This window comes from Corynebacterium riegelii (assembly GCF_016728505.1).
Lineage (GTDB): Bacteria > Actinomycetota > Actinomycetes > Mycobacteriales > Mycobacteriaceae > Corynebacterium > Corynebacterium riegelii.
Window position 1 is genome coordinate 235,858 of the sequence record NZ_CP068159.1, and the last position, 21,093, is coordinate 256,950.

19 protein-coding genes are annotated in these 21,093 nt (G+C 62.8%); 5 read left to right on the forward strand and 14 right to left on the reverse strand.

Going from position 1 to position 21,093, the window contains the following annotated elements:
- Nucleotide 1 precedes the first annotated feature (1 nt).
- From hpt to I6I71_RS01230, 5 genes are read right to left on the reverse strand one after another with little or no spacing between them, the layout of a single operon-like run.
- Entirely contained in the window at nt 2-607 is a 606-nt protein-coding gene (hpt, locus tag I6I71_RS01210; RefSeq protein WP_201821635.1) for a hypoxanthine phosphoribosyltransferase, read from the reverse strand.
- A 29-nt stretch (nt 608-636) separates the two neighbouring features.
- Entirely contained in the window at nt 637-1,605 is a 969-nt protein-coding gene (gene tilS / locus I6I71_RS01215; RefSeq protein ID WP_201821642.1) for a tRNA lysidine(34) synthetase TilS, read from the reverse strand.
- Nucleotides 1,605-2,861, reverse strand: a complete 1,257-nt coding sequence (gene dacB / locus I6I71_RS01220; RefSeq protein ID WP_201821643.1) for a D-alanyl-D-alanine carboxypeptidase/D-alanyl-D-alanine endopeptidase — start codon at nt 2,859-2,861, stop codon at nt 1,605-1,607. Before dacB ends, tilS begins: the two co-directional genes overlap by 1 nt.
- A complete protein-coding gene (locus I6I71_RS01225; RefSeq protein ID WP_052206111.1) occupies nt 2,854-3,714 on the reverse strand; it encodes a nucleotidyl transferase AbiEii/AbiGii toxin family protein in 861 nt (286 codons plus the stop codon). Before I6I71_RS01225 ends, dacB begins: the two co-directional genes overlap by 8 nt.
- Entirely contained in the window at nt 3,701-4,264 is a 564-nt protein-coding gene (locus I6I71_RS01230) for a type IV toxin-antitoxin system AbiEi family antitoxin domain-containing protein (RefSeq protein WP_052206110.1), read from the reverse strand. The genes I6I71_RS01225 and I6I71_RS01230 overlap by 14 nt, the downstream gene beginning before the upstream one ends.
- A 163-nt stretch (nt 4,265-4,427) precedes the next feature.
- Here I6I71_RS01230 and I6I71_RS01235 point away from each other — a divergent pair, with 163 nt between their 5' ends.
- Nucleotides 4,428-4,904 (forward strand): inorganic diphosphatase, encoded by a 477-nt coding sequence (locus I6I71_RS01235; RefSeq protein WP_052206108.1) that lies wholly within the window; start codon nt 4,428-4,430, stop codon nt 4,902-4,904.
- 312 nt (nt 4,905-5,216) lie between these two features.
- On the forward strand, nt 5,217-6,128 hold the full coding sequence (locus tag I6I71_RS01240; protein ID WP_201821644.1) for an endonuclease domain-containing protein: 912 nt from the start codon (nt 5,217-5,219) through the stop codon (nt 6,126-6,128).
- Here I6I71_RS01240 and I6I71_RS01245 read toward each other — a convergent pair.
- The 3 genes from I6I71_RS01245 to I6I71_RS01255 form a co-directional block, all read right to left on the reverse strand.
- Nucleotides 6,113-7,807 (reverse strand): MFS transporter, encoded by a 1,695-nt coding sequence (locus I6I71_RS01245; protein ID WP_236587341.1) that lies wholly within the window; start codon nt 7,805-7,807, stop codon nt 6,113-6,115. The two genes, I6I71_RS01240 and I6I71_RS01245, sit on opposite strands and share 16 nt — an antisense overlap.
- A 213-nt stretch (nt 7,808-8,020) precedes the next feature.
- Entirely contained in the window at nt 8,021-9,451 is a 1,431-nt protein-coding gene (locus tag I6I71_RS01250; protein WP_201821648.1) for a hypothetical protein, read from the reverse strand.
- A 127-nt stretch (nt 9,452-9,578) separates the two neighbouring features.
- Nucleotides 9,579-10,259, reverse strand: a complete 681-nt coding sequence (locus I6I71_RS01255; RefSeq protein ID WP_201821650.1) for a sortase family protein — start codon at nt 10,257-10,259, stop codon at nt 9,579-9,581.
- A gap of 24 nt (nt 10,260-10,283) precedes the next feature.
- On the opposite strand from I6I71_RS01255, the gene I6I71_RS01260 reads away from it, so the two are divergent.
- From I6I71_RS01260 to I6I71_RS01270, 3 genes are read left to right on the forward strand one after another with little or no spacing between them, the layout of a single operon-like run.
- Nucleotides 10,284-10,577: a rhodanese-like domain-containing protein gene (locus I6I71_RS01260; protein ID WP_201821652.1), complete on the forward strand. Its 294-nt coding sequence runs from the start codon at nt 10,284-10,286 to the stop codon at nt 10,575-10,577.
- 10 nt (nt 10,578-10,587) lie between these two features.
- Nucleotides 10,588-11,028 carry a MarR family winged helix-turn-helix transcriptional regulator gene (locus I6I71_RS01265; protein ID WP_201821654.1) on the forward strand — a complete coding sequence of 147 codons (441 nt, stop codon included), beginning with the start codon at nt 10,588-10,590 and terminating at the stop codon, nt 11,026-11,028.
- Between the two features lie 44 nt (nt 11,029-11,072).
- Complete coding sequence (locus I6I71_RS01270; RefSeq protein ID WP_201821655.1) at nt 11,073-14,918, forward strand: Pls/PosA family non-ribosomal peptide synthetase; 3,846 nt, start codon at nt 11,073-11,075, stop codon at nt 14,916-14,918.
- 59 nt (nt 14,919-14,977) lie between these two features.
- Here the strand turns inward: I6I71_RS01270 and I6I71_RS01275 are convergent, their stop codons facing one another.
- The 6 genes from I6I71_RS01275 to I6I71_RS01300 form a co-directional block, all read right to left on the reverse strand.
- Nucleotides 14,978-16,522: an HNH endonuclease signature motif containing protein gene (locus tag I6I71_RS01275; RefSeq protein ID WP_201821658.1), complete on the reverse strand. Its 1,545-nt coding sequence runs from the start codon at nt 16,520-16,522 to the stop codon at nt 14,978-14,980.
- 180 nt (nt 16,523-16,702) lie between these two features.
- On the reverse strand, nt 16,703-17,602 hold the full coding sequence (gene ppk2, locus I6I71_RS01280; RefSeq protein WP_101734662.1) for a polyphosphate kinase 2: 900 nt from the start codon (nt 17,600-17,602) through the stop codon (nt 16,703-16,705).
- Between the two features lie 102 nt (nt 17,603-17,704).
- Nucleotides 17,705-17,857 carry a hypothetical protein gene (locus tag I6I71_RS01285; protein WP_201821660.1) on the reverse strand — a complete coding sequence of 51 codons (153 nt, stop codon included), beginning with the start codon at nt 17,855-17,857 and terminating at the stop codon, nt 17,705-17,707.
- 43 nt (nt 17,858-17,900) lie between these two features.
- On the reverse strand, nt 17,901-18,068 hold the full coding sequence (locus tag I6I71_RS01290) for a hypothetical protein (RefSeq protein ID WP_201821662.1): 168 nt from the start codon (nt 18,066-18,068) through the stop codon (nt 17,901-17,903).
- Nucleotides 18,069-18,753: 685 nt separating this feature from the next.
- Entirely contained in the window at nt 18,754-20,391 is a 1,638-nt protein-coding gene (gene groL, locus I6I71_RS01295; RefSeq protein ID WP_201821664.1) for a chaperonin GroEL, read from the reverse strand.
- Between the two features lie 176 nt (nt 20,392-20,567).
- Nucleotides 20,568-21,038, reverse strand: coding sequence for a hypothetical protein (locus I6I71_RS01300; RefSeq protein ID WP_201821666.1), 471 nt, complete (start codon nt 21,036-21,038; stop codon nt 20,568-20,570).
- Nucleotides 21,039-21,093: the final 55 nt, after the last annotated feature.

Genomic DNA, 21,093 nt, shown 5'->3' on the forward strand with positions numbered 1-21,093 from the left:
TTTAACCCTCAGACGCATCCGAGTACACCCGCGGGTGCAACGTACCCACATACGGCAAGTCACGGTAACGCTCCGCGTAATCCAAGCCGTAGCCAATGACAAACTCATTCGGAATGTCAAAGCCCACATCCATCAAGTCAATCTTGGCGGTCTGCACTTCAGGCTTACGCAGCAGCGTGATCACCTCAAGGCTCTTCGGGTTGCGGCCAGACAAGTTCTTCAACAGCCAGCTCAACGTCAGGCCAGAGTCAATGATGTCCTCAACCACCAACACGTCGCGGCCGGCGATCTCCTTATCCAGATCCTTCAGAATGCGCACCACACCAGAGCTAGTGGTGGAGTTGCCGTAGGAAGACACGGCCATGAACTCCATCTCGCACGGGATGGACAGCTTGCGCGCAAAGTCCGTAAGGAAGAAGACCGCGCCCTTGAGCACGCACACCAAAATCAGGTCCTCTGCGGAATCCTTATACTTCTCGCTCACCTTGTCGGCGAGCTCCTGGATGCGCTCCTGCAGCACCTCCTCCGAGATCAGGATCGCTTCCACATCGTCGCCGTAGCGGTTCGCCGGGACGTTGAAATCTTTGGTGTCATGCAGCTCAGTCATGGGTGCCCTTCCCTGTCTTGTAACCCCGCCTATCTTGCCACTTCACGGCCACACGGCACAACAACTAGCCGCCCAGCCTCACGCTTTACCGCCTGGGAACCGGCCAACTCCACGCCAACCTGGCCGCGCCAATGGGTAACAAGGCGCTCAATCGCGTCGAGTTGGGCACCGTTGGGGTGCACATGCTTTTCGACGAGCCACGCATGAATCCGAAAGCGCCTCACCACCGCGGGCAGCCCGGCCAGCTCCTCGCAGTCCATCTCTGTACTGGCGCTAGCCAGCTCGCGGATAACCTCGTTGCTCTGCGCGATCCGGTCCGCGGTGCGGGCAAGCGCCGGGACGGCGTCGCCGCCAAGCAGCTCCGATAGCGCGGGGATGATCTCTGTGCGCATGGCAACGCGCCGAAACGCCGGGTCCTCGTTCATCGGGTCGTGCCACGGATGTAGGTGCAGCTCTGTACAGGCGCCAACCGTATCGGCGCGGCGCAGGTAGAGAAAGGGGCGCACCAGGTTGCCGCTGCGCTGCAGCATGCCAGACGGGTTGCCGCGCAAGGCGCCCAGCAGCAGGGTCTCCGCCTGATCATCCGCGGTGTGGGCCACCCAGACTTCAGCCCGATCACCCGCAGCTTCCGCGGCTACCTCGAACAGCGCAGCGTAGCGAGCCTGCCTCGCCGCCGCCTCCACGCTGCCGCCACGCTCCACATCCACGTCCACGTGCACGATTCTTGTCGACGCCCCAAGCGCCCGCGCCTGCACCGCAGCCTCACCAGCAATCTGCGCAGATCCCTCCTGCAGGTTGTGGTTGACCACCACGGCCAACACCGGAACGCCCTCCGCAAGAGCCGCAGCCACCAGCGCCAACGAATCCGGCCCACCCGAAAGGCCGATCACAACAGGGCCGCCAGTATCCCCGCCATGGGACGTTTGCCAACACAGGCGCACGGCGCGTCGGCAAGCAAGAAAGTGCGGGCTCTTGCGCGGCCAGAAAGGCTCAGCCATCAGTACTCCCGCAGGATCGATGCCATCTCATCCATCGCCCGGCGCGCGTCCAGGATGTTGGAGCCGTTGGAGAGGAACGCAAACGTGTACACGTTGCCGTTGACGCTGGTCACCGTGCCGGCAAGTCCCGAGGTGTCACCAAGCGTGCCGGTTTTCGCGCGCACCCAGCCACGCCCATCCAGATCCCCGTAGCGGTCGATCAAGGTGCCTTCGCCAGCAGCCACGGGCAGGGTTGCCAGCAGCGTGCGAAGCGGGGTGTTCATCGCGGCGTCCGCAAGAATCTCGTCCAACAGCCGCGGGGTGATCAGGTTCAAGGTGGAAAGGCCGGAGCCGTCTTCGATCACACAGCCGGCGGTGTTGTATCCGCGCTCCGCAAGCACGGTCAGTGGGTCCTTGCCGGTATGCTCCTGAAGCTCACGGGCGATCGCCTCGGCATACACGTTGTCGGAGCGCTTCATCATCATCTCCATGCGCTCCACCAGCGTCGGCGACTGAACCGCCCCAACCTCCTGCGCCCCCTCCGGCACCGGGGCCACACCAACCTCTCCGGCACCTACCTGGTCCGCCACGGCCTGCGCCACGTCCAGTGCCGGGGTGTGCGAGCGCGGCACATCGCCAGTCTCGTGCTCCAGCCCTCGCCCACCGTTGAGCATCAGCGGCTGCAGCGGCGCCACATAGCCACCATCAATATCCAGCTCATCCCAGCCCGGCAACAGCTCCGGCAACCCCGCCCACCGGGAGGTATCCACATACACAGCGTGAGCCCCCTTGCTTATCGACGCCACCACGTCCACCCCTTCCTGCCCCAACCACACATCCCCCGTGGCCTTGATATACACAGCATCCCCATCCCTGTAGACGGTGGTGGTCAGCGTGTCGTTCGGCCCCAACTCATACAGTGCTGCCGCCGCCGTGAGCACCTTGGTAGTAGAGGCCGGACGCAGCGGCACATCCGCCATCTGCTCAAAGACAACGTTGCCCGTGGTGGCGTCAGTGATGTGGGCGTGGAACTGGCCAAGGTTGGGGTTTTGGGCGGCGTGCGTTAAGGCGTCGGCAAGCAGGTGCTGCTCGATCGGTGCCCCGGTAGCCGGGGTGAGAGGCTGGTGTGCCGCGGGCAGCTCGTAGGCCGGGGCGTGCTCAAGCGCCGAGAGCTGCTCGTGCGCCGCAACACCAAAGCCCGCGACACCGCCGACCGCCGTCAACGCCAACGCCGAAACCACCCAAGTACCAATCCGCTGTGCGCTGCTCTTACTCATCGCTGTTGAGGGTAGTACACAGAACTATGTCCTCCAGGAATCGTCCAAACCAGCACAGCGCCCCGTCATAATCGGCAACATCAGCTGGATCCCGAAGGCTCGCCCGAGCTGTGTCGTACAGTTCCTTCCACCCCTGCCCAGGAGTAAGCATCGGCGGCCACGCCTGTCGCTGCCTGTAGCGGAACAGTCTCTCACACAAAAGCTTCGTTTGCCCCAGATCTATTGCCTCATGTTTCTCCAGCAATTGCAGATCCACAAGATCATGGGCTCTTTCGCTTCCAGGTGAAGTAAGAGCATGAATCTTCTGCGCAACTTGGTACTCGGCACCCATAACCGGCGCCGGCTCAGGCGCCGGAAGCCCAATCGCAGTAAACAAATTCACGAGTTCATCAGGCATGGCTAAGTGCGACGACGCTGCGGAACCAATTTCGTTTTGAGCAAGTTCAAAATCGACGCTCTTCCAGCTCTTACCGCGAAAGCCAAGCTTTACTTGGAACTTTGAGGTCACATAATCCGAGGGAACATCACGGGGAGATGGCTTTTTCAGCTGTTTCAAAACACCAGTAAACCCAGCCCAACCGTCACGGAGGTTCTCTTCAAAAAGATCAAGGACGTCATCTTCCGCCAGCGCCCGCGCTGAGTCCACATCCGTAGTTCGTCTCACACCAGTGCCGTATCGAAGCACCATGGCACTACCACCCTTAATAACCATGCCTTCGGGCATCATCTGAGACACCACAACCATGGCCATCAAGAAATGTCGACGGTTCGCATCGTCTTGGCCCAACTCCTGCTGGGCCACACGCGCCTGCAAAGACTGCAGATTGGCGGGTGGGGAATCATAAGTCTTCATCGCTGAATTTCTCCATCAGTTGGCGGTATTCACGGCGCAACAACAACCCTTCCTCGCGCGCTTTCCTGATCGCCGCCACGAGACGCTCTCGCATGATGCCTGGAGCGGCATCCTCGAATGCGGTCACCAGCGGCTGGCATGGGATTCCTTTGTATAGATGAATATCCTCGGCGCGCTTGGGCTTGATAACGCGGATGTTGTCCGGCAGCTCCCTTTGATGACGCTGGGGCGACGCAATGGTTATCACCCTCGGGTTAACGTTTGCAAGGTCAAAAAGGGCTAAGACGGAGTCTTCCGCTAAGTAGGCTTCATCGCCGAGCGATCTCAAGATCCCACGAATCTCCGTGTGCTCATCCGCGGGGTACAACGGATCCCAATAGACGCCACGGTGCACCTTTTCAAAAGCGCCACGCTGGGCAAGCTTGCGCAGCTCAACCTTTGGCACGCCATAATCCGCAGCGATGGTCGGCGTAACAAAACCATCATTCTCACGTGCAGCCTGGCGGAGGCGGTCACGGTACGTTGGTTTTCGTGAAATTAGCCGACTCATGCTTGAAGCGTACTATTTTTAGTACGGTTTAAGCAATAGTTTGTTGGGTAGTTAGCTAGGCGTGTTAGCTAGGCGATCAAGCACCCACACCACCCACGGGGCTGAGCCGCGAAGTACGATTACCAACGAATCCCATTCCGAACCGAGCAAAAGGAGCTTCCCAATGGCTATCGAGGTCATCATCGAAATCCCCAAGGGTTCCCGCAACAAGTACGAAGTAGACCACGAAACCGGCCGCGTCTACCTCGACCGCTACCTGTTCACCCCGATGGCATACCCAGCCGACTACGGCTACATCGACCACACCCTGGCAGATGACGGCGACCCGCTCGACGCCCTGGTCATCACCCCGGAGCCGGTCTTCCCCGGCGTGACCGTCAAGGCCCGCCCGCTCGGCGTGTTCAAGATGACCGACGAGGCCGGCGGCGACGACAAGCTGCTCTGCGTGATTGACGACGTCCGCTACGACCACTACCAGGACATCTCCGACGTCTCCCAGTTCCTCAAGGACGAGATCGAGCACTTCTTCGTCCACTACAAGGACCTGGAGCCGAACAAGGAAGTCACCGGCTCCGGCTGGGGCGACAAGGCTGAGGCCGAGGCGATCCTGCAGGCTTCCCTGGACGCGTACAAGAAGTAACGTCGGCGCTGCGCCCGCGCGGGTCGCGGCGCGCGGCGTGAGACGCCCGGGGTCGCGGCGCGTGGGGTCACGCCGTGCAGCGGCGCCCCCCCCGAAAACGCGTTTGCAGCTACCTACACCCGGCTACCAAGCGATTTTTCCGCTGGTAGCTGCAGGTAGGTAGCTGCATTCTTGGTTTTTGGCCGTGTTGGGCCCAGCCTACCCTAGCGGCAAACGCCACAATCCTGTTACGCTGCAGCCACACCAACTACACCAACTACACCGTCGCCTCAGGGGGAGGCGACACGGGGGATACACAAAAAGGGGGACTTCATGGACCGCGAAGCACTTGCCGCGCACCTACTGAAAAAGGGCGCCGCGCAACATCACAATTGCGTCAAGCTTTCCGCAACGTGTTTTGTCACTGAGGCGCAGTGGCACGCCATGCGCCGCCATGAGCAGGCGTTTCTCCGCTGCTACGCGGCAGGATTGGCGGCGCCGAGGGCGGTGCTCGTGGGACGCTCGGCAGCGCGCGTGGCCAATATGTGGGTGCTGCCCACGGATGCGGAAGAGGTGGAGTTGGCGTTGGGGGGTGGGGCATCGCCGTCGACAAGCCAATGGCCCAAAGGCGTGACGTACAGGCGCTTTACGGTGCCCGACATGGACCTGGCGACATTTCGCGGGGCGCGGCTGACCATGCCGGTGCGCACCGCGGTGGATGTGGCGCGGCTGCACGGCGTGCGGCACGGGGTGGTGGCGATGGACGGGCTGATGCACGGGATTCCGCGCGGCAATCGGCGGGAGGTACGCGACGCGCTGCATGCGGTGATCAGGCGGCTTGCCGGCAAACACGGCATCGCGCGTGCGCGGGAGGCGTTCACGCTGAGCTCCGTGGTGTCGGATTCCCCGTTTGAGTCCCTGTTCCGCGTGATTCTGGCGGAGCACGGCATCGCGGCCCAGGAGCAGATGTGGATTGGGGATTACCGCGTTGACCTGCTGTGGGACAACCTGATCATTGAGATCGACGGCCACCTCAAATACGCCGACGTCCCGCACGAGGTGCTCATGCGGCAACTCGCGCGCGAGAACTGGCTCAAAGAGCAAGGCTACGAGGTGATCCGCCTCTTCCCCGCCGACATCCTGAAAGATGAAACCGCGTGCATCAAGCGGGTCATGGGGGCCAAGTTGCTTGCCGACGCCCGCGGCGTCCCCCACACCCCCACCTCTCCTTACCGGGAGTGGTGAGTGGATTGCTTGGCGTGGTGGCGCACCATAAACGCGCCGAGTAGGCCCAGCACTAGGAACGCCGCGGAAAACCCGATCGACCAGGCGGCCGCCTGCGCAAACCCTGCGGACAGTTGCGTGACCACGGCGTCGCGGGCCGGGCCGAGCTGCGCGGCAAGAGGGCTGTCGGGGGCGGCGCTGCGCAGCTGCCCGATCACCGCACCTGCGGAGGACTGGGTGGCGTGGGAGAGCTGATCGGCCACCTCGCCGGGCAGGCCGCTGACGTTGTTCAGCGCGGCGGGGATCTTCTGCGCCATCGCGGCAGCCAGTGCGGATCCGGCGATCGCGGCCCCCAAGGCGGAGCCGAGTTGGCGTACCGTCGATTGGGTTGCGGAGCCGGCGCCGGAGAGCTCCTCGGGGATGTCTGCAAGCACGGTGGACGTGAGCTGCGCCGATGCCAGCCCCAGGCCCACCCCGTAGACCACCAAGGCGCCGATGGTGAACCAGATCGACGCCTGCTGGGCAACCACCCACGCCAGCACCGCAACACCGATGACCTCCAGCGCAAGGCCCAGGACCACAACCCCGGGCGCGCCGAGCCGTGCTGCTAGATGACGCGCCGCCGCACCCGACCCAAACGCCCCCAGTGCCATGGTGGCGAGGATGGTGCCGGCGGTGAGCGTCGATAAGCCGAGTGCATTGATGAGGAACAAGGGCAGCACGAACATCAGTGAGAACTCGCCGATGGCCACCGTGGCTGCGGTGAGGTTGCCCCAGGAAAACGTGCCGACCTTGAACAGGCTGAGGTCCAGCAGCGCGTCGCGGCCGTTGCGCGCGCGGTGCAGCTCCCAGCGCACAAACAGGCCGATAAAGACCAGACCGATACCGATGGCGAACGGCACCGGCGACATCGACCAGTGTGCCGGCCACTCCCAGCCGCCAATTGCGAGGGTTTCCTTCTTGGTCCACCAGCCGAGCGTGGTTGCCTCAATCAGGCCGAAGACGACTAGGCCGAAGCCGATTGCAGACGTCAGCACACCATCCACATCCACGCCGCGCACGTTGCGCTTGCCGTGCGTCTGCGGCACCCACGCGAAAATCCCCGCCAGGACCAGCAAGCCAAGCGGCAGGTTCACCCAGAAGATCCAACGCCACGACGCGTATTGGGTCAACACGCCACCGAGCAGCGGACCCAACGCCGCCGTACCACTCATCACCGCGCCCCACACGCCGAACGCGGCCGCGCGATCCTTACCCGTGAACAGGGAGTTCACCGACGACAACGTGGCCGGCAACACCAGCGCGCCGCCGACGCCCTGCACCGCGCGGGCAGCGATCAGGCTGCCTGCGCCGGTGGCGGCAGCGGCCAGCAGCGACCCGGCAACGAACAGGGTCACGCCCGCCGCGAACGTCGTCCTCCTGCCGATTCGATCCCCCAGGCGCCCCGAACCAAGCAGCAGCGCTGCGAAAATCACGTTGTAGATCGCGTTGACCCACTGCGCGTTGGTCAAGCTCAGATCCAGGGCGGCGATCATGGTTGGCAGAGCGACGCCAACGATCGTTCCATCCATCACAATCAACGCCAGCCCGGCGGCCAAGACGCCGAGGGCTTTCCAGCGGTTTTGTACGGGTTGTTCTGGGGTTTGTTGGGGATCCTGTTGGAGGGTTTGTTCTGGGGTTTTGGTGGTTTTTGTGTTCACGGCTTTACGGTAGGCCTGGCTGCGGTAGCCCACCATCGACCGATGGGTTGATTTGCTGGCCGCGCCTGCGCCATGCGCCGCGCCGTGTGGCGCCCCCGAAAACGCGTTTGCAGCTACCTACACCCGGCTACCAAGCGAAATTTCCGCTGGTAGCTGCAGGTAGGTAGCTGCAAACGTGATTGGGCGCCGTCGAGAAACGAGGCGCGGGGCCGGCTACACCAGCTGGCGACGGCCGAACGCGAACACGGCCGCGCCCAGAACGGAAGCCAGCAGCAGTGCGATCATGCCCTTGCCAAACGCGTTGGAGCCGGTAGCGGCGTTGATGCCGCGGGTCTCGGACTGGGCCTCAACGGTGGTCACGGCCTTGCCCTGAGCCTCTGCCTCGGCGGCGGCGCGTGCCTGGGCTTCAACCTCGCCACGGTTGGAGGACAGCATGTGGGCGGAGGCGTCGATCTCCTGGGAGGTCGGGGTCACGCCGATGCGGCCGAGGTCGGTGACGAAGGTCTTGCCGTCCTGGTTCAGGTACCAAGCCACGCCGCCGATGATCAGCATCGCCGGCAGCACGATGGCGGCGGCGGTGCCCAGGTCGGAAGCGGAGGAACCGCTAGCCGCGAGGCCTGCGCCCGGGGCGGAGGAACCGGCTTCCACGGCGAACTTGCCGCGGAGGTCCTGCGGCAGGGAGCGCTGCAGCTTGTTCGCAAACTCGATGACCGACATCCAGGATGCGTTGCCAGCCTCAAACTCGGCGTTGACCAGTTCGGGGTTGTTCACAACGTACTTGAAGTCCTTGGAGTAGAACCACTTCTGGCCGTCCAGCTCGCCGGCAAGTTCGCCTGCAACCCAGGCCGGCAAGGACTCAAGGGAGAAGTTGAAGGCCGGGGAGGTGGAGCTGCCGGTGGAAGCCTGCGCGGAACCCTCAGCACCCTCGCCAACCTCAGACAGCGTGGTGGTGGTCATGGTCAGGGAGCGCTGTACAAGGTTTTCGGGCAGGCGCTTGCCGGTGTCCTGGGCCAGCGACCAGATGGTGCGGGACTCGCCCTGGGTTGGGGTGTTGACCTGGGTTTCGTCGCTGACAACGTTGAACCCGTCGGCGGCGTAGAACCACTTCTTGCCGTCGAACTCGGCAGCGAAGGTGCCCGGCGCGAAGTCCGGCAGGGCTTCGGCGGACTCGGCGTCCATGATTACTGCCTGGTGCTTGAGGCGTGCGGCGCCGACCTGGCTTTCCGGTACGGTGCGGCCGGTGGCGGCGGCGAAGTCCAGCAGGGGCATCTCTACCTTGGCGTTGCCGGTGGGGTTGCCCTTGGCGGCTTCGGCGTCGGTGGTCACGGTCAGGCCGTCGGCCATGTAGTACCAGGTCTTGCCGCTGAACTGGCCGGCTTCGGCGCCTACGGCCCATGCGGGCAGGGAGGTGTTGGTTTCGGTTGCGGTGGAGGACAGGCCGTTGGCAATCGGGTCGAGCACGGGGCTGGTCAGCGTATCGACGAGCGCGTTAACACTCGATCCCGACACCTCAGCACTAACAGATCCGTTGGCAGATCCGTTGGCAGCCCCATCGGAGGACTGCGCGGATGCGGTCGGGGTGATGGCGATTGCCATTGCGCCTGCAACGGCGAGGGCGGTCAGTGAGGTGGCGTGACGCTGCATGGTGTGCTCCAAAGGGGTTCAGGGAAGGCTGAAGTCTCAAGCGAGACTTGAAGGTTTACACCACTCTAGTCACACACATTCACATTTGTCACACCCAACACGCGAAAAATCTCAACACGCCAAAAACTCACCCCACCACATCCTCCTGCCCCACCACGCCCACGAACTGCCACCCCACCACCGCATTCGACACCGCTTCTTTGAAGGGGTTGGCGGGTTGGATGCAGGTGATGGTCACCAACCGCCCCGGCACCGCAGCCTCGCCCCAGATTGCGGCGTCGCCGGCGAGGGCGTCCTTGGAGGGCTCGTGAAGGTCGGTGGCCTGGTACTTCAGCCACCACTTGCCGGATGCTTCGGTGCGCAAATACATGGCGTCCCCCACCGCCACGGTGTGCGCCTCGGCGGATGGGTTGTACAGCTTGTCAAACACGGCCGGCACCCCGGCGGCGGCATGGCCTGCGATCACAACGATGTCGCCCGCGTCGCTGCCAGGCAGTTCGTAGGGCTTGGAAGGATCGGTAAATACGCAGGCTTTGGACAGGCTGGCGGGGTCGACGGTGCCGTCGATAAGCCTGCAAGGCCCCTTCTCAAAGCTGGCATTGAGCCCGACCGAGGGGATGGATAAGGCGGTGGGGGCGGACGCCGCGACGTGTGCGGGTGGCAGCTCCGGAGCAACCACTTCCGGTTCCTCCTCCGGTCCGCTGCACGCGCGCACCGGCACAATCACAATGAGCAGCAGGATTGCCAGCGCCACTGCGCGCCGCACATGAAACACCCACTGCGGCGGGCGCGCCTTCCGGTTAGCCATAAAAACACTATAGGGTTGGGGCCTATGAAAACTGTGCAGGTTACCGAGGTTCCGCAGGGCATCCAGCTTATCGACGTCCGCGAGCCCGACGAATACGCCACCACCCACGCCACCGGCGCGGTAAACATCCCGCTGAGCGAACTTGTCGCACGCACCGAGGAGATCGACCCGGACCGTGACATTTACGTCATCTGCCACGCCGGGGGCCGCTCACTGCAGGCCGCCGAGTATTTGGAGAACGCACTCGGGTGGGACAACGTGATCAACGTTGCCGGAGGCACCAGCGCCTGGGTCGAAGCGGGACTTCCAACGGTTTAGACTTGCAATTATGGCCCAATCCCCAGAGTTACCCAGTACGCTGACCAAGTCGCCGTCGTTTCAGATCGAGCGGGTGCGCCGCCACACCAAAGACCTGGTGGAGAAGGCGCTCAACGGGCACGGCACCAGCATGCGCGAGTACTGGGTGCTCAGCTGCGTGCTGGAGAGGCCGCTTTCGCAGCGCGAGCTGTCGGAGCTGCTGATCATTGATGCTTCCGACATGGTGCGGCTGATCGACTGCCTGGAGAAGCAAGAGTGGGTCAAGCGCGACCGGGATCCGAAGGACCGGCGCCGCCAGATTGTCACCGCCACCAAAAAAGGCACGAAGATGCACCACACCCTAGCCAAAGATGTGGCGGCGGCGGAGGACCAGGCGCTTGAGGCGTCTTCAACCAAGCAGCTGAAGAGCATTAAGAAGCTATCGCGCGCGATTTTGGACGAAGAAAGTTAGGGTTTATCCCCGTACTCCATCCCCTGCTTTGTAACTAGGCCAAGATGTCTTCTGAGCATTTGTTGCGCGCCCACCTCGCGCCAGAACCCCGCACCCTTGTAGATATTGTCCGCGCCACCGCCGCCGCCTACCCGGAGGCCGCCGCGATTGACGACGGCGAGGTGCTCACCTACGCAGAACTCCTCGAAGAAGTAGAGGCCAAGGCAGCCGAACTGCACGCGCTGGGCATCGGCCGCGGCAGCCGCGTCGGCATCCGCATGACTTCTGGATCCAAGGATCTCTACGTTGCCATCCTGGCCACCCTCTTCGCCGGTGCGGCGTACGTACCGGTAGATGCGGACGACCCAGAGGAGCGCGCCGAGCTCGTGTTCGGCGAGGCCAAGGTGGACGTGGTGTTTGGGGATGGCGGGATAACTGGGGGTTTTCGGGATGGGGCTGGAGGGGGCGTTGGAGGGGGCGTCGATAAGCAAGAGCCCCTGTTGGACAGTGATGCCTGGATCATTTTCACCTCCGGGTCCACCGGAACCCCCAAGGGCGTGGCGGTAACGCACCGTTCGGCGGCGGCGTTTGTGGACGCGGAGGCGCGGCTGTTTTGCCAAGACGAGCCGCTGGGCCCGGAGGACCGGGTGCTGGCCGGGCTGTCGGTCGCCTTCGACGCATCGTGCGAAGAAATGTGGCTGGCCTGGCGAAACGGTGCCTGTTTGGTGCCGGCGCCGCGCTCGCTGGTGCGCTCCGGACAAGACCTGGGACCATGGCTGATCCGACGTGACATCACGGTTGTTTCCACTGTGCCAACTCTGGCCGGGCTGTGGCCTGCGGAGGCACTCGACCACGTGCGGCTCCTGATCGTCGGCGGCGAGGCGTGCTCCCAGGAGCTGGCCGACCGCCTTTCTCAAGGCCGCGAGATGTGGAATACCTACGGTCCGACAGAAGCGACCGTGGTGGCCTCCGCCGCCCGCCTCCAGCCGGGCAAACCGGTGACCATTGGTTGGGCGCTGGACGGCTGGGATTTGGCGGTTGCGGATGATGGGGAACTGATCATCGGCGGTGTGGGCCTGGCACGCTACCTGGACCCGGCGAAGGACGCGGAGAAGTACGCTTCGTGGGAATCCGGGGATGTGCATTGGCCCCGCGCCTACCGCACCGGCGACCACGTGCGGGTGACCGACGAGGGCCTGGCGTTCATCGGGCGTGCCGACGACCAGGTCAAGATCGGCGGCCGCCGCATCGAGCTGGGCGAGGTTGAAGCCCATGTGGCTGCGTTGGATGGCGTATATAACTCCGCGGTGGCGGTGCAGACGCTCGGCTCCGGTGACAAGGTGCTGGTGGGGTACGTCTCCCCTGAAGATGGGGTCTCGCTGGATGTGGCGGCGATGCGCGCCACGCTGGCCGAGGTGATGCCAGCGGCGCTGGTGCCGCGAATGCACGTGATGGATGAGCTGCCGATTCGCACCTCCGGCAAGGTGGACAAAAACGCGTTGCCCTGGCCGCTGCCCGCCACCATTTCCGCTGAGGGTTTGACTCCGACGGAGCAGTGGATCGCCGGCCTGTGGGTCGAGGTGCTTGGGGTGGATGTGCCCGGCGCGGATGCGGATTTCTTCGCGCTTGGCGGCACGTCGCTTGCGGCTGCGGCGCTGGTCACAAGGCTGCGGGAGCGGGTGCCCACGTTCGCGGTGCGCGACCTGTATGACCACCCGCGGTTAGGCGCCCTTGCTTTGCTTATCGACGACCACGCTCCCCTCACCCACGCCACCCGCGAACGCACCGTGCCCCCGGTTGGTGCCGGGGTGCGCCTGCGGCAGGCGGCGCTGCTCTTGCCGGTGGTAACGCTTCGGGCTGCAACGCCCTTGGTGTGGTTCCTGTTGGCGTTTAGTCTGCTCTCCCCTGTTGCTGCCTTCCCGGTGATGCTGGTGGCGTGGCTGCTGTTTTGCACCCCGGTGGGGCGCGTTCCCATTGGAGCGTGGGGCGCCCGCCTGATCCGGGGGCGGGTTGCGCCGGGCGTGTACCCGCGCGGCGGCTCGGTGCATTTGCGGATGTGGGCTGCGGAGAAGTGGCTGGCCGCCTCGGGCGCTTTGAACATTTCGGGCACCCCGTTTGTCAAGCCGATGGCGCGGATGATGGGCAACAAGATTGGCCGCGATGTGGACTTCCAGACCATCCCGCCGGTGTCGGGACTTTTGACCGTGGAATCGGGGGCTTCGGTGGAGCCGGGCGTAGACCTGTCCGGCTCCTGGCTGGACGGCGCGTCCTTCCACGTCGGGTCAGTGTTTGTGGGTGCCGATGCCCGCATCGGGGCCCGCTCCACCCTCATGGGCGGCACCGAGGTCCGGGCCGGCGCCCATGTGGAGGCGGGCTCCACCGTCACTGGCGTGAAACCGGTGAAGAAGGACGCGCGCTGGGCGGGCTCGCCTGCCCGCAAGGTGGGCAAGTCCGGCAAGACGGCGGCGGTGTTCCCAGACCAGCGCCCGCCGCGGCGCGGCTACTGGGTGGTGCTCTACGCGCTGACGGCAATGGTGATAGCAGGCCTGCCGTTTGTGGCGGCCGCGGCCGGCGTCTGGGTTGGTGTCTTCCTGTTGTTCGCGGGTGTGAATTTCCCGCTTGCGCCGCTGGTCGGCGGCCTGGTGTACTTCTTCGTCGGGTTGGCGTTGACTTGGCTATCCGTGCGGTTAGCGCAGCTCGCGGTCCGACCCGGTACCCACCCGGTGCGCTCCGTCTCGGGCTGGGGCCTGTGGACCGTGGTCCGCCTGCTTGACGACGCCCGCTACCGCTACTTCCCCCTCTACGCCAGCCTCCTCACCCCACTGTGGTTCCGCTCGCTGGGCGCCACCATTGGCAAGGGAGCGGAAATCTCCACGGCAGTTATGGTGCCCAAGCTTAGCGACGTCCGCGACTCCTCCTTCCTCGCCGACGACACCCTCCTAGGTGCCTACGAACTCTCCGGCGGATGGGTCCACTGCGCCCCAGCATCCGTGGGCCGGCGCTCCTTCTTGGGCAACTCCGGCATCGTCGCGCCGGGCAGGAAGCTTGCGAAGAAATCGCTGGTGGCGGTGTTGTCCTCGGCACCTAGGAAGTCGAAGGCGGAGTCCAACTGGTGGGGGTCGCCGCCGGAAAGGATGCGCCGAGTGGCAGTGGCTGCCGAGGGTGGCGATGCCGCAACCTTCGAGCCCACCTTCGCCATGAAGGCGCGCCGCGGGCTTGTAGAAACCCTCCGGCTGCTGGCGCCCGCCGTGCACGGCATGCTGTACGCCCTGTTCGCGCTGGGGGTGGCAAGCATGTTGGACCTGCTCGGGTCGTGGGGCCTCGACGGTGCCGGGGTGCTCAACGGCGCTGCGCTGCTGGCGGCGAGCCTGGTGCTTGGCGGCGTGGTGTGGATGGCGGTCGGTGCGGTGGCGCTGCTGATCACTGTGCTGTTCAAGTGGGTGCTGGTGCGACGCCACCGGGCTGGCGAGCACCCCCTGTACTCCTGGTTCGTCTGGCTCAACGAGCTGCAGGACCAGTTCGTGGAGATGATTGCCGCGCCGTGGTTTTTCAACTGGGCCGGCGGGTCCGGCGCCATGAATGTTGCGCTGCGGATGCTTGGGGTGAAGGTGGGCCGCGGCGCCTGGATCGAGTCCTACTGGTTCCCCGAAACCGACCTGTGCACGGTCGGCGCCGGCGCGACGGTGGGGCCCGGCACCGTGGTGCAGACCCACCTGTTCCAGGACCGCGTCATGTCGCTGGATGCCGTCACGGTGGGGGCCGGCGCCACCTTGGGGCTGAACTCGGTCATCCTGCCGGGCGCCACGATTGAGGCGGGCGCCACCATCGGCCCAGGCTCATTGGTTATGCGCGGCGACACCATCCCCGCAAACACCCAATGGCAAGGCAACCCAGTGGAACCCGTGCGCTAACTCTTTGGGCAGGCTGGGTTGCTGGGTTGCTGGGCTGGGTTGGCTGGGTGCCCGCGGTTTTAGAACGGCGGGCCGTCTGAAGCTTCCTGTGTCTCAGGGAACAACACCGGGTCGGGCGGCACCCCACCGGGCGGCGTCCCACTTGCGGGCACCCCACCTGCGGGCACCCTTGGTTTTCGGTGCCGCAACTTGTACCCCGCCGATTCGGTATGGCCTGTGGTTTGGTTGACTCGGAGTGGTGAGCCGTCGCAGTATTGGACCCCGACGTCCCCGGTTTCGGGGCAGCGTTCCACGTGGCGGCGTCCATCTCTGCCGTCCCGGTGGTCATTGTTTTGCCGGTGGTGCGTGCGGCACAGGCCGATGAGATTGCTGAGGTCGGTGTCTCCACCCTGGCAGTGCGCCACGATGTGATGGATTTCAAGTTCACCGACTGGGCGGGTGCAGCCTTCCCAGGCGCACACCCCTTGGATGGCGAGCATGGCGATGCGCTGGTGGACGTCGGCAAGCCTGGTCCTTCCTAGCGACACCGGCACGCCCGTCACCCTGTCCAACTGGAGAATGAAGTCATCCGCGCCGCCCACGCCAAGGCGCACTAACTCAAGGCAGTTCAAGTCAATGCCGGTGTTGGTTTGGAACGTGGTGGTGTGGTCAGCGTCCGCAAGATCATCCATGGTCATGGACAGGATCAACGACGCCGCACCCTTGCGGTCCTTGTTCTTGTACTTCTCCCAGTTCTGGAGGATGTTCACAAATTCGTCGTGAAGCCGGTGCCATGGCATCCGCGGGTCTGTAACCCCGGCGGCGTTGAGTTCCTTCTCATTAGGAAGGTTCTTATTCGCCGGCAACCCGGCCTGCAGCTGCGCTTTGAACAGCGCGGCGAAAGCAGCCGTGGTGTCGATGGCGATTGTGTGAACCCCGGTCGAGCGGTTTTCGCTGAACCGCACGGCGCGCTGGTCCCACGCTGCGTTCGGGTCGGATGTTTTGTGCTTCCGGTTCGCCCGGCTCACCAGGTTGTCCACGTACTTGCGAAGGTCCTCCGGCGGGCGGATCGCTGCCTCAGCCATGGCCTTCTCCAGGATGCCGGCGCGCTCACACTGGGCAGCCTCGATGAGGTTCTTGAGCGCGCGGTCAATGATTTTCGCCTTCTCGTCGCTCACCTGGCGGGCACTGGAGCGCGCCCGGGCCTTCTTGCCAGCATCTCCCCCGGCATCTCCCCCAGTATCTCCCCCAAGGTCCCCCTCATTATCTCCCCCAGCGTCGGACGGCTCCTCCCCATCATCGTCTCCAGGCGGAGGCTCCGGCGGCGCAAACAAGTCTTTGCCACGACGCAGTCGCGAAAACGCCTCCGCCCCCGACAGCCCCAACACCTGCTTCAAATATTCCGAGGCATACGGGGAACCGACAACCCGGCCAGCACCGTCACGCTCGCATATATAGGCGAATAGCGCGTCCAGAAAAGCCTTACTCTCAAACGCTTTCTCCACACGCTCCAGTGCCGCGTGAACTTCATCAAAGTGGACAAGGTTGGGATCCTCAAGATGCGCAACAAGACCAGATAGACCTGCTTCGATTGAATCAGCATAAGCCTGCAATAGGTGCGTCATGAGAACCCCCTTCCATCACTTTTGGAATACCACTAACAGTAAAACATACCCACCCCACAGTCAAGGGTTTTCCAAAACTTTTTCAAATCTTTTTGCGACCCTGTTAGAGCGATTTCAGATGCCAAAAACACCGCCCTCCCCCAGCACAAAGGCAAGGAGAGGGCGGTTGGGCGCTAAACCTTAGTCACCAATCTGGTCGCGGCCGCGCTTCACAATCAGCGGGTCCGGCTGGCCAACGAGCTCATGGTCCTTGTTGGTGTACTCAAACTTGGACAGGATGTAGCGCATCGCGTTAATGCGGGCGCGCTTCTTGTCGTTGGACTTGATGGTGATCCACGGCGACTCATCCGTATCCGTGTAGCGGAAGGTCTCCTCCTTGGCGCGCGTGTAATCGTCCCAACGATCCAGCGACGCCAAGTCCATCGGCGACAGCTTCCACTGACGCACCGGATCCACCTGGCGGATAGCAAAGCGGGTGCGCTGCTCACGCTGCGTCACGGAGAACCAGAACTTGGTCAGGGAAATGCCGGAACCGAGGATCATGTTCTCCAGCATCGGCACCTCACGCAGGAACTCCGCGTGCTGAGACTCGGTACAGAAGCCCATGACGCGCTCCACGCCGGAACGGTTGTACCAAGAACGGTCAAAGAACACGATCTCACCTGCCGCAGGGAAGTGCTCAATGTAGCGCTGGAAGTACCAAGAGGTGCTTTCGCGTGGCGACGGCTTCTCCAACGCCACCGTCCTCGCCCCACGCGGATTCAGGTGCTCGTTAAAACGCTTGATCGTGCCACCCTTACCGGCGGCGTCACGGCCCTCGAAAATGATGATGTGGCGCTGACCCGTGTCCTTGGTCCAGTTCTGCCACTTCAGCAGCTCAATCTGGAGGGCACGCTTCAGGTCCTCGTACTCATCACGGCTCAGGCGCTCGTCATACGGGTACTGTTCACGCCACGTATCAATCGGGGTTCCGTCCGGTTTCAGCAGCACCGGATCATCTTCATCCGAGTCGTCTACGACCCATCCTTCGGTCGCAGCAAGGTCGATCATCGGCAGTTCGTCGTCTTTGTGGTCAGCCATACCTACTATCTTATTCCCCTTTGACACATACCGCTTGAACACGAGAAACGGGCTTTACCGCGAGTGCGGTAAAGCCCGTTAAAGCTTGGTTTTGCTTAGAGCTTAGAGCAGCTCGAGCAGGCCCTTGACGTTGCCTGCGAGCTTGCCCAGGGAGCCCAGGAGGTTCAGCAGGGTGCCGGTGATGGTCGGGAAATCCTTCTGGTCATTACCGGAGAGGGCTGCCCAGTTCTTGATTGCCTCAGCGTACTTATCCATGATTTTTACCTTTTCTTAGAGCTAGAAGGGTTGATTCTTCGTTTTACTTCTTGACCTGGAAGGCCTTCTTGGTGTTCTCAGCGGTCTGCTCGTTAAAGTTACCGAAGAAGCCGAAGAACTTCGGGGTCTCCTGGAAGAGGCCGGTGAAGTTGGAAGCGAACTTAGAGAAGTCACCGAGAGCCTTGGTGATGGCCTTGAGATCGAAAGGCATGATATTCCCCTTATCGAGTAGGTAGGTGCCAGTGTTTGTCTGGCAAATCTTGACATGTACTGACACCCAGTGGGCGTCACACGAAGTATCTTGCCACAAGGTTCGCGACCGTCAAGAGGTTTCGTTGAAAAATTCTGAACGACGCACAGGCCGCTGCCAGACGGGCCACGTTTACTCGTAATTAACCGCACCGAAAAAGTGTCCGCCACCTGCACAAACAGGTGGCTTTAAGTGAACTCTAATTTAAGAGTTTCAGGAAGCGCGTAACTATTTTTAATTGTCTACCGATGTATAGAAACCCGAATAATTTTCATCACCTGAATGGTTTACACCAATTAGGGGGTAGTGGCCTGAGACACTGTACTCGCGAGCGCCACACTGAATGCACAGGAGTGCCCAGGAGTGCCCAGGAGTGCCCAGAATCGCCCAAAACGCCGCCACAGAGTTTGTAGCTACCTACTTGCAGCTACCAACCGGTTTGCGCGTTGGTAGCCGGGTCTAACCAGCTACAAACAGCGATATGAGCGTGCACAACCACCCCAAACCACCCCACACCACCCCAAAGCGCCACAGGTCCGGTGGTGGGGTGGCTGGAGGGGGCGTGGGGGCGTCGGCAAGCAACAAGGCCCCATGCAAAGCAAAAAGCCCGCACAAGGCGGGCTTCAAGCGTTAAACGGGCGGGCGTTTACATCATGCCCATGGACTCCGGGTCCATGCCTGCGCCTGCACCGGCCGGCTCCGGCTTGTCAGCCACAACCGCCTCAGTGGTCAGGAACAGCGCGGCGATGGACGCAGCGTTCTGCAGCGCAGAGCGGGTCACCTTCGCCGGGTCGGCGATGCCGTTGGCCAGCATGTTGACGTACTCGCCAGTCGCAGCGTTCAGGCCTTCGCCCTCCGGCAGGTTTGCAACCTTGTCTGCAACGACGCCCGGCTCCAGGCCAGCGTTGAGTGCGATCTGCTTCAGCGGAGCGGACAGCGCCTCGCGGACGATCTTCACGCCGGTGGCCTCATCGCCCTCCAGGCCGAGGTCACCCTCAAGCTCCTTGGCTGCCTGCAGCAGGGCCACGCCACCGCCGGCAACAATGCCCTCTTCAACGGCGGCCTTGGCGTTGCGCACAGCGTCCTCAATACGCAGCTTCTGCTCCTTGAGCTCAACCTCAGTAGCAGCGCCAACCTTGATCACCGCAACACCGCCGGCCAGCTTGGCCAGGCGCTCCTGCAGCTTCTCACGGTCGTAATCGGAGTCGGAGTTCTCGATCTCGGCGCGGATCTGCTTCACGCGGCCCTCGATCTGGTCCTGGTCGCCAGCGCCCTGGACGATGGTGGTCTCGTCCTTGGTCACCACAACCTTGCGTGCCTGGCCGAGCAGCTCAATACCAGCGGTCTCCAGGGACAGGCCGACCTCCTCGGAGATGACCTGGCCGCCGGTCAGGATTGCCAGGTCCTGCAGCATTGCCTTACGACGGTCACCGAAGCCCGGAGCCTTCACCGCAACGGACTTGAAGGTGCCGCGGATCTTGTTCACAACCAGGGTGGACAGGGCTTCGCCCTCAACGTCCTCAGCAATGATCAGCAGCGGTTTGCCGGACTGCATGACCTGCTCCAGCACCGGCACAAGCTCCTTAACGTTGGAGATCTTGCCAGACACCAGCAGGATGTACGGGTCCTCCAGCACGGCCTCGCCACGCTCCATGTCGGTGGCGAAGTATGCGGAGATGAAGCCCTTGTCAAAGCGCATACCCTCAGTAACTTCGAGGTCAACGCCGAACGTGTTGGACTCCTCAACGGTAATGACGGACTCCTTGTTCACGGAGCCGTTGCCAACGGCGTACATTGCCTCGGCAATCTTCTTGCCAATCTCCGGATCAGAAGCAGAAATGCCAGCGGTGGAGGCGATCTCCTCCTGGGTCTCTACTTCCTTTGCGGAAGCGAGCAGGGATGCGCAAACCTTCTCGGACGCAGCCTGGATGCCGCGCTTGATGCCCATCGGGTTGGAGCCAGCAGCAACGTTGCGCAGCCCCTCGCGAACCAGCGCCTGTGCCAGCACGGTTGCGGTGGTGGTGCCGTCACCAGCCACGTCATCGGTCTTCTTGGCTACTTCCTTGACCAGCTCAGCGCCGATCTTCTCGTACGGATCCTCGAGGTCGATCTCGCGTGCGATGGTCACACCGTCATTAGTAATGGTCGGCGCGCCCCAGGACTTCTCCAGGACCACGTTGCGGCCCTTCGGGCCAAGGGTGACCTTGACGGCGTCAGCCAGGGTGTTCAGGCCGTTTTCGAGGCTGCGGCGTGCTTCCTCGTCGAATGCAATCATCTTTGCCATGTGGGTTTGATGCCTCAGTTCATCATTCGTCGTTTCAAGCAGGCGCCCGCGACGGCATGGCTGTCTTTCCAGCCCATCTGCTCAAACTTTTTGTTAGCACTTTGTTAGCACTTGCCATGCGCGAGTGCTAGATCCCATTTTTAGCACTCTGACATAGCGAGTGCAAGGTAGCCGGATCACGGCGACAACCGCGGATACGGAACGATCTCCCCACTTTTCCTATGCCTATATAAAGCAGTATCGGGGGTCTTATTGCGTCTCGACGTCTCCTTGCGCCCACCTTGCTGCACAAAGACAACGTAACGCCAGTCAAAATCCCCAAACCCAAAGTCCTCACCATGGAAAGACTCCGCCAGCCCCGCCAAATAGCTGGTCACAGCCCTTGCCCCCTTGAGCTGCTGGACCACATCCTTATGGATGAATTTTCGTGATTTCAGTTCGACGACGGTGATGCGTCGATAGTAAAAGTCCAGCAGAACGTAGTCGGCGCGAGCCCCATAGCGGACTGCGCCTGAAGCCTCCTGCCTGACAAGGCCCTGGTTATCCAACGCGTCTGCTTTGAAGGCAATAACGCCGCCGGGCACGTTGCCCAGCGTCACCTCATAGCCCTCCTCTTCCAGGGTGAGGTGCCCGTTGGAATCTGGCACAGCCACAATCTTGGGCTCAAGTATCTGAAGCACCAACCCCCCAATTCCCCGCATA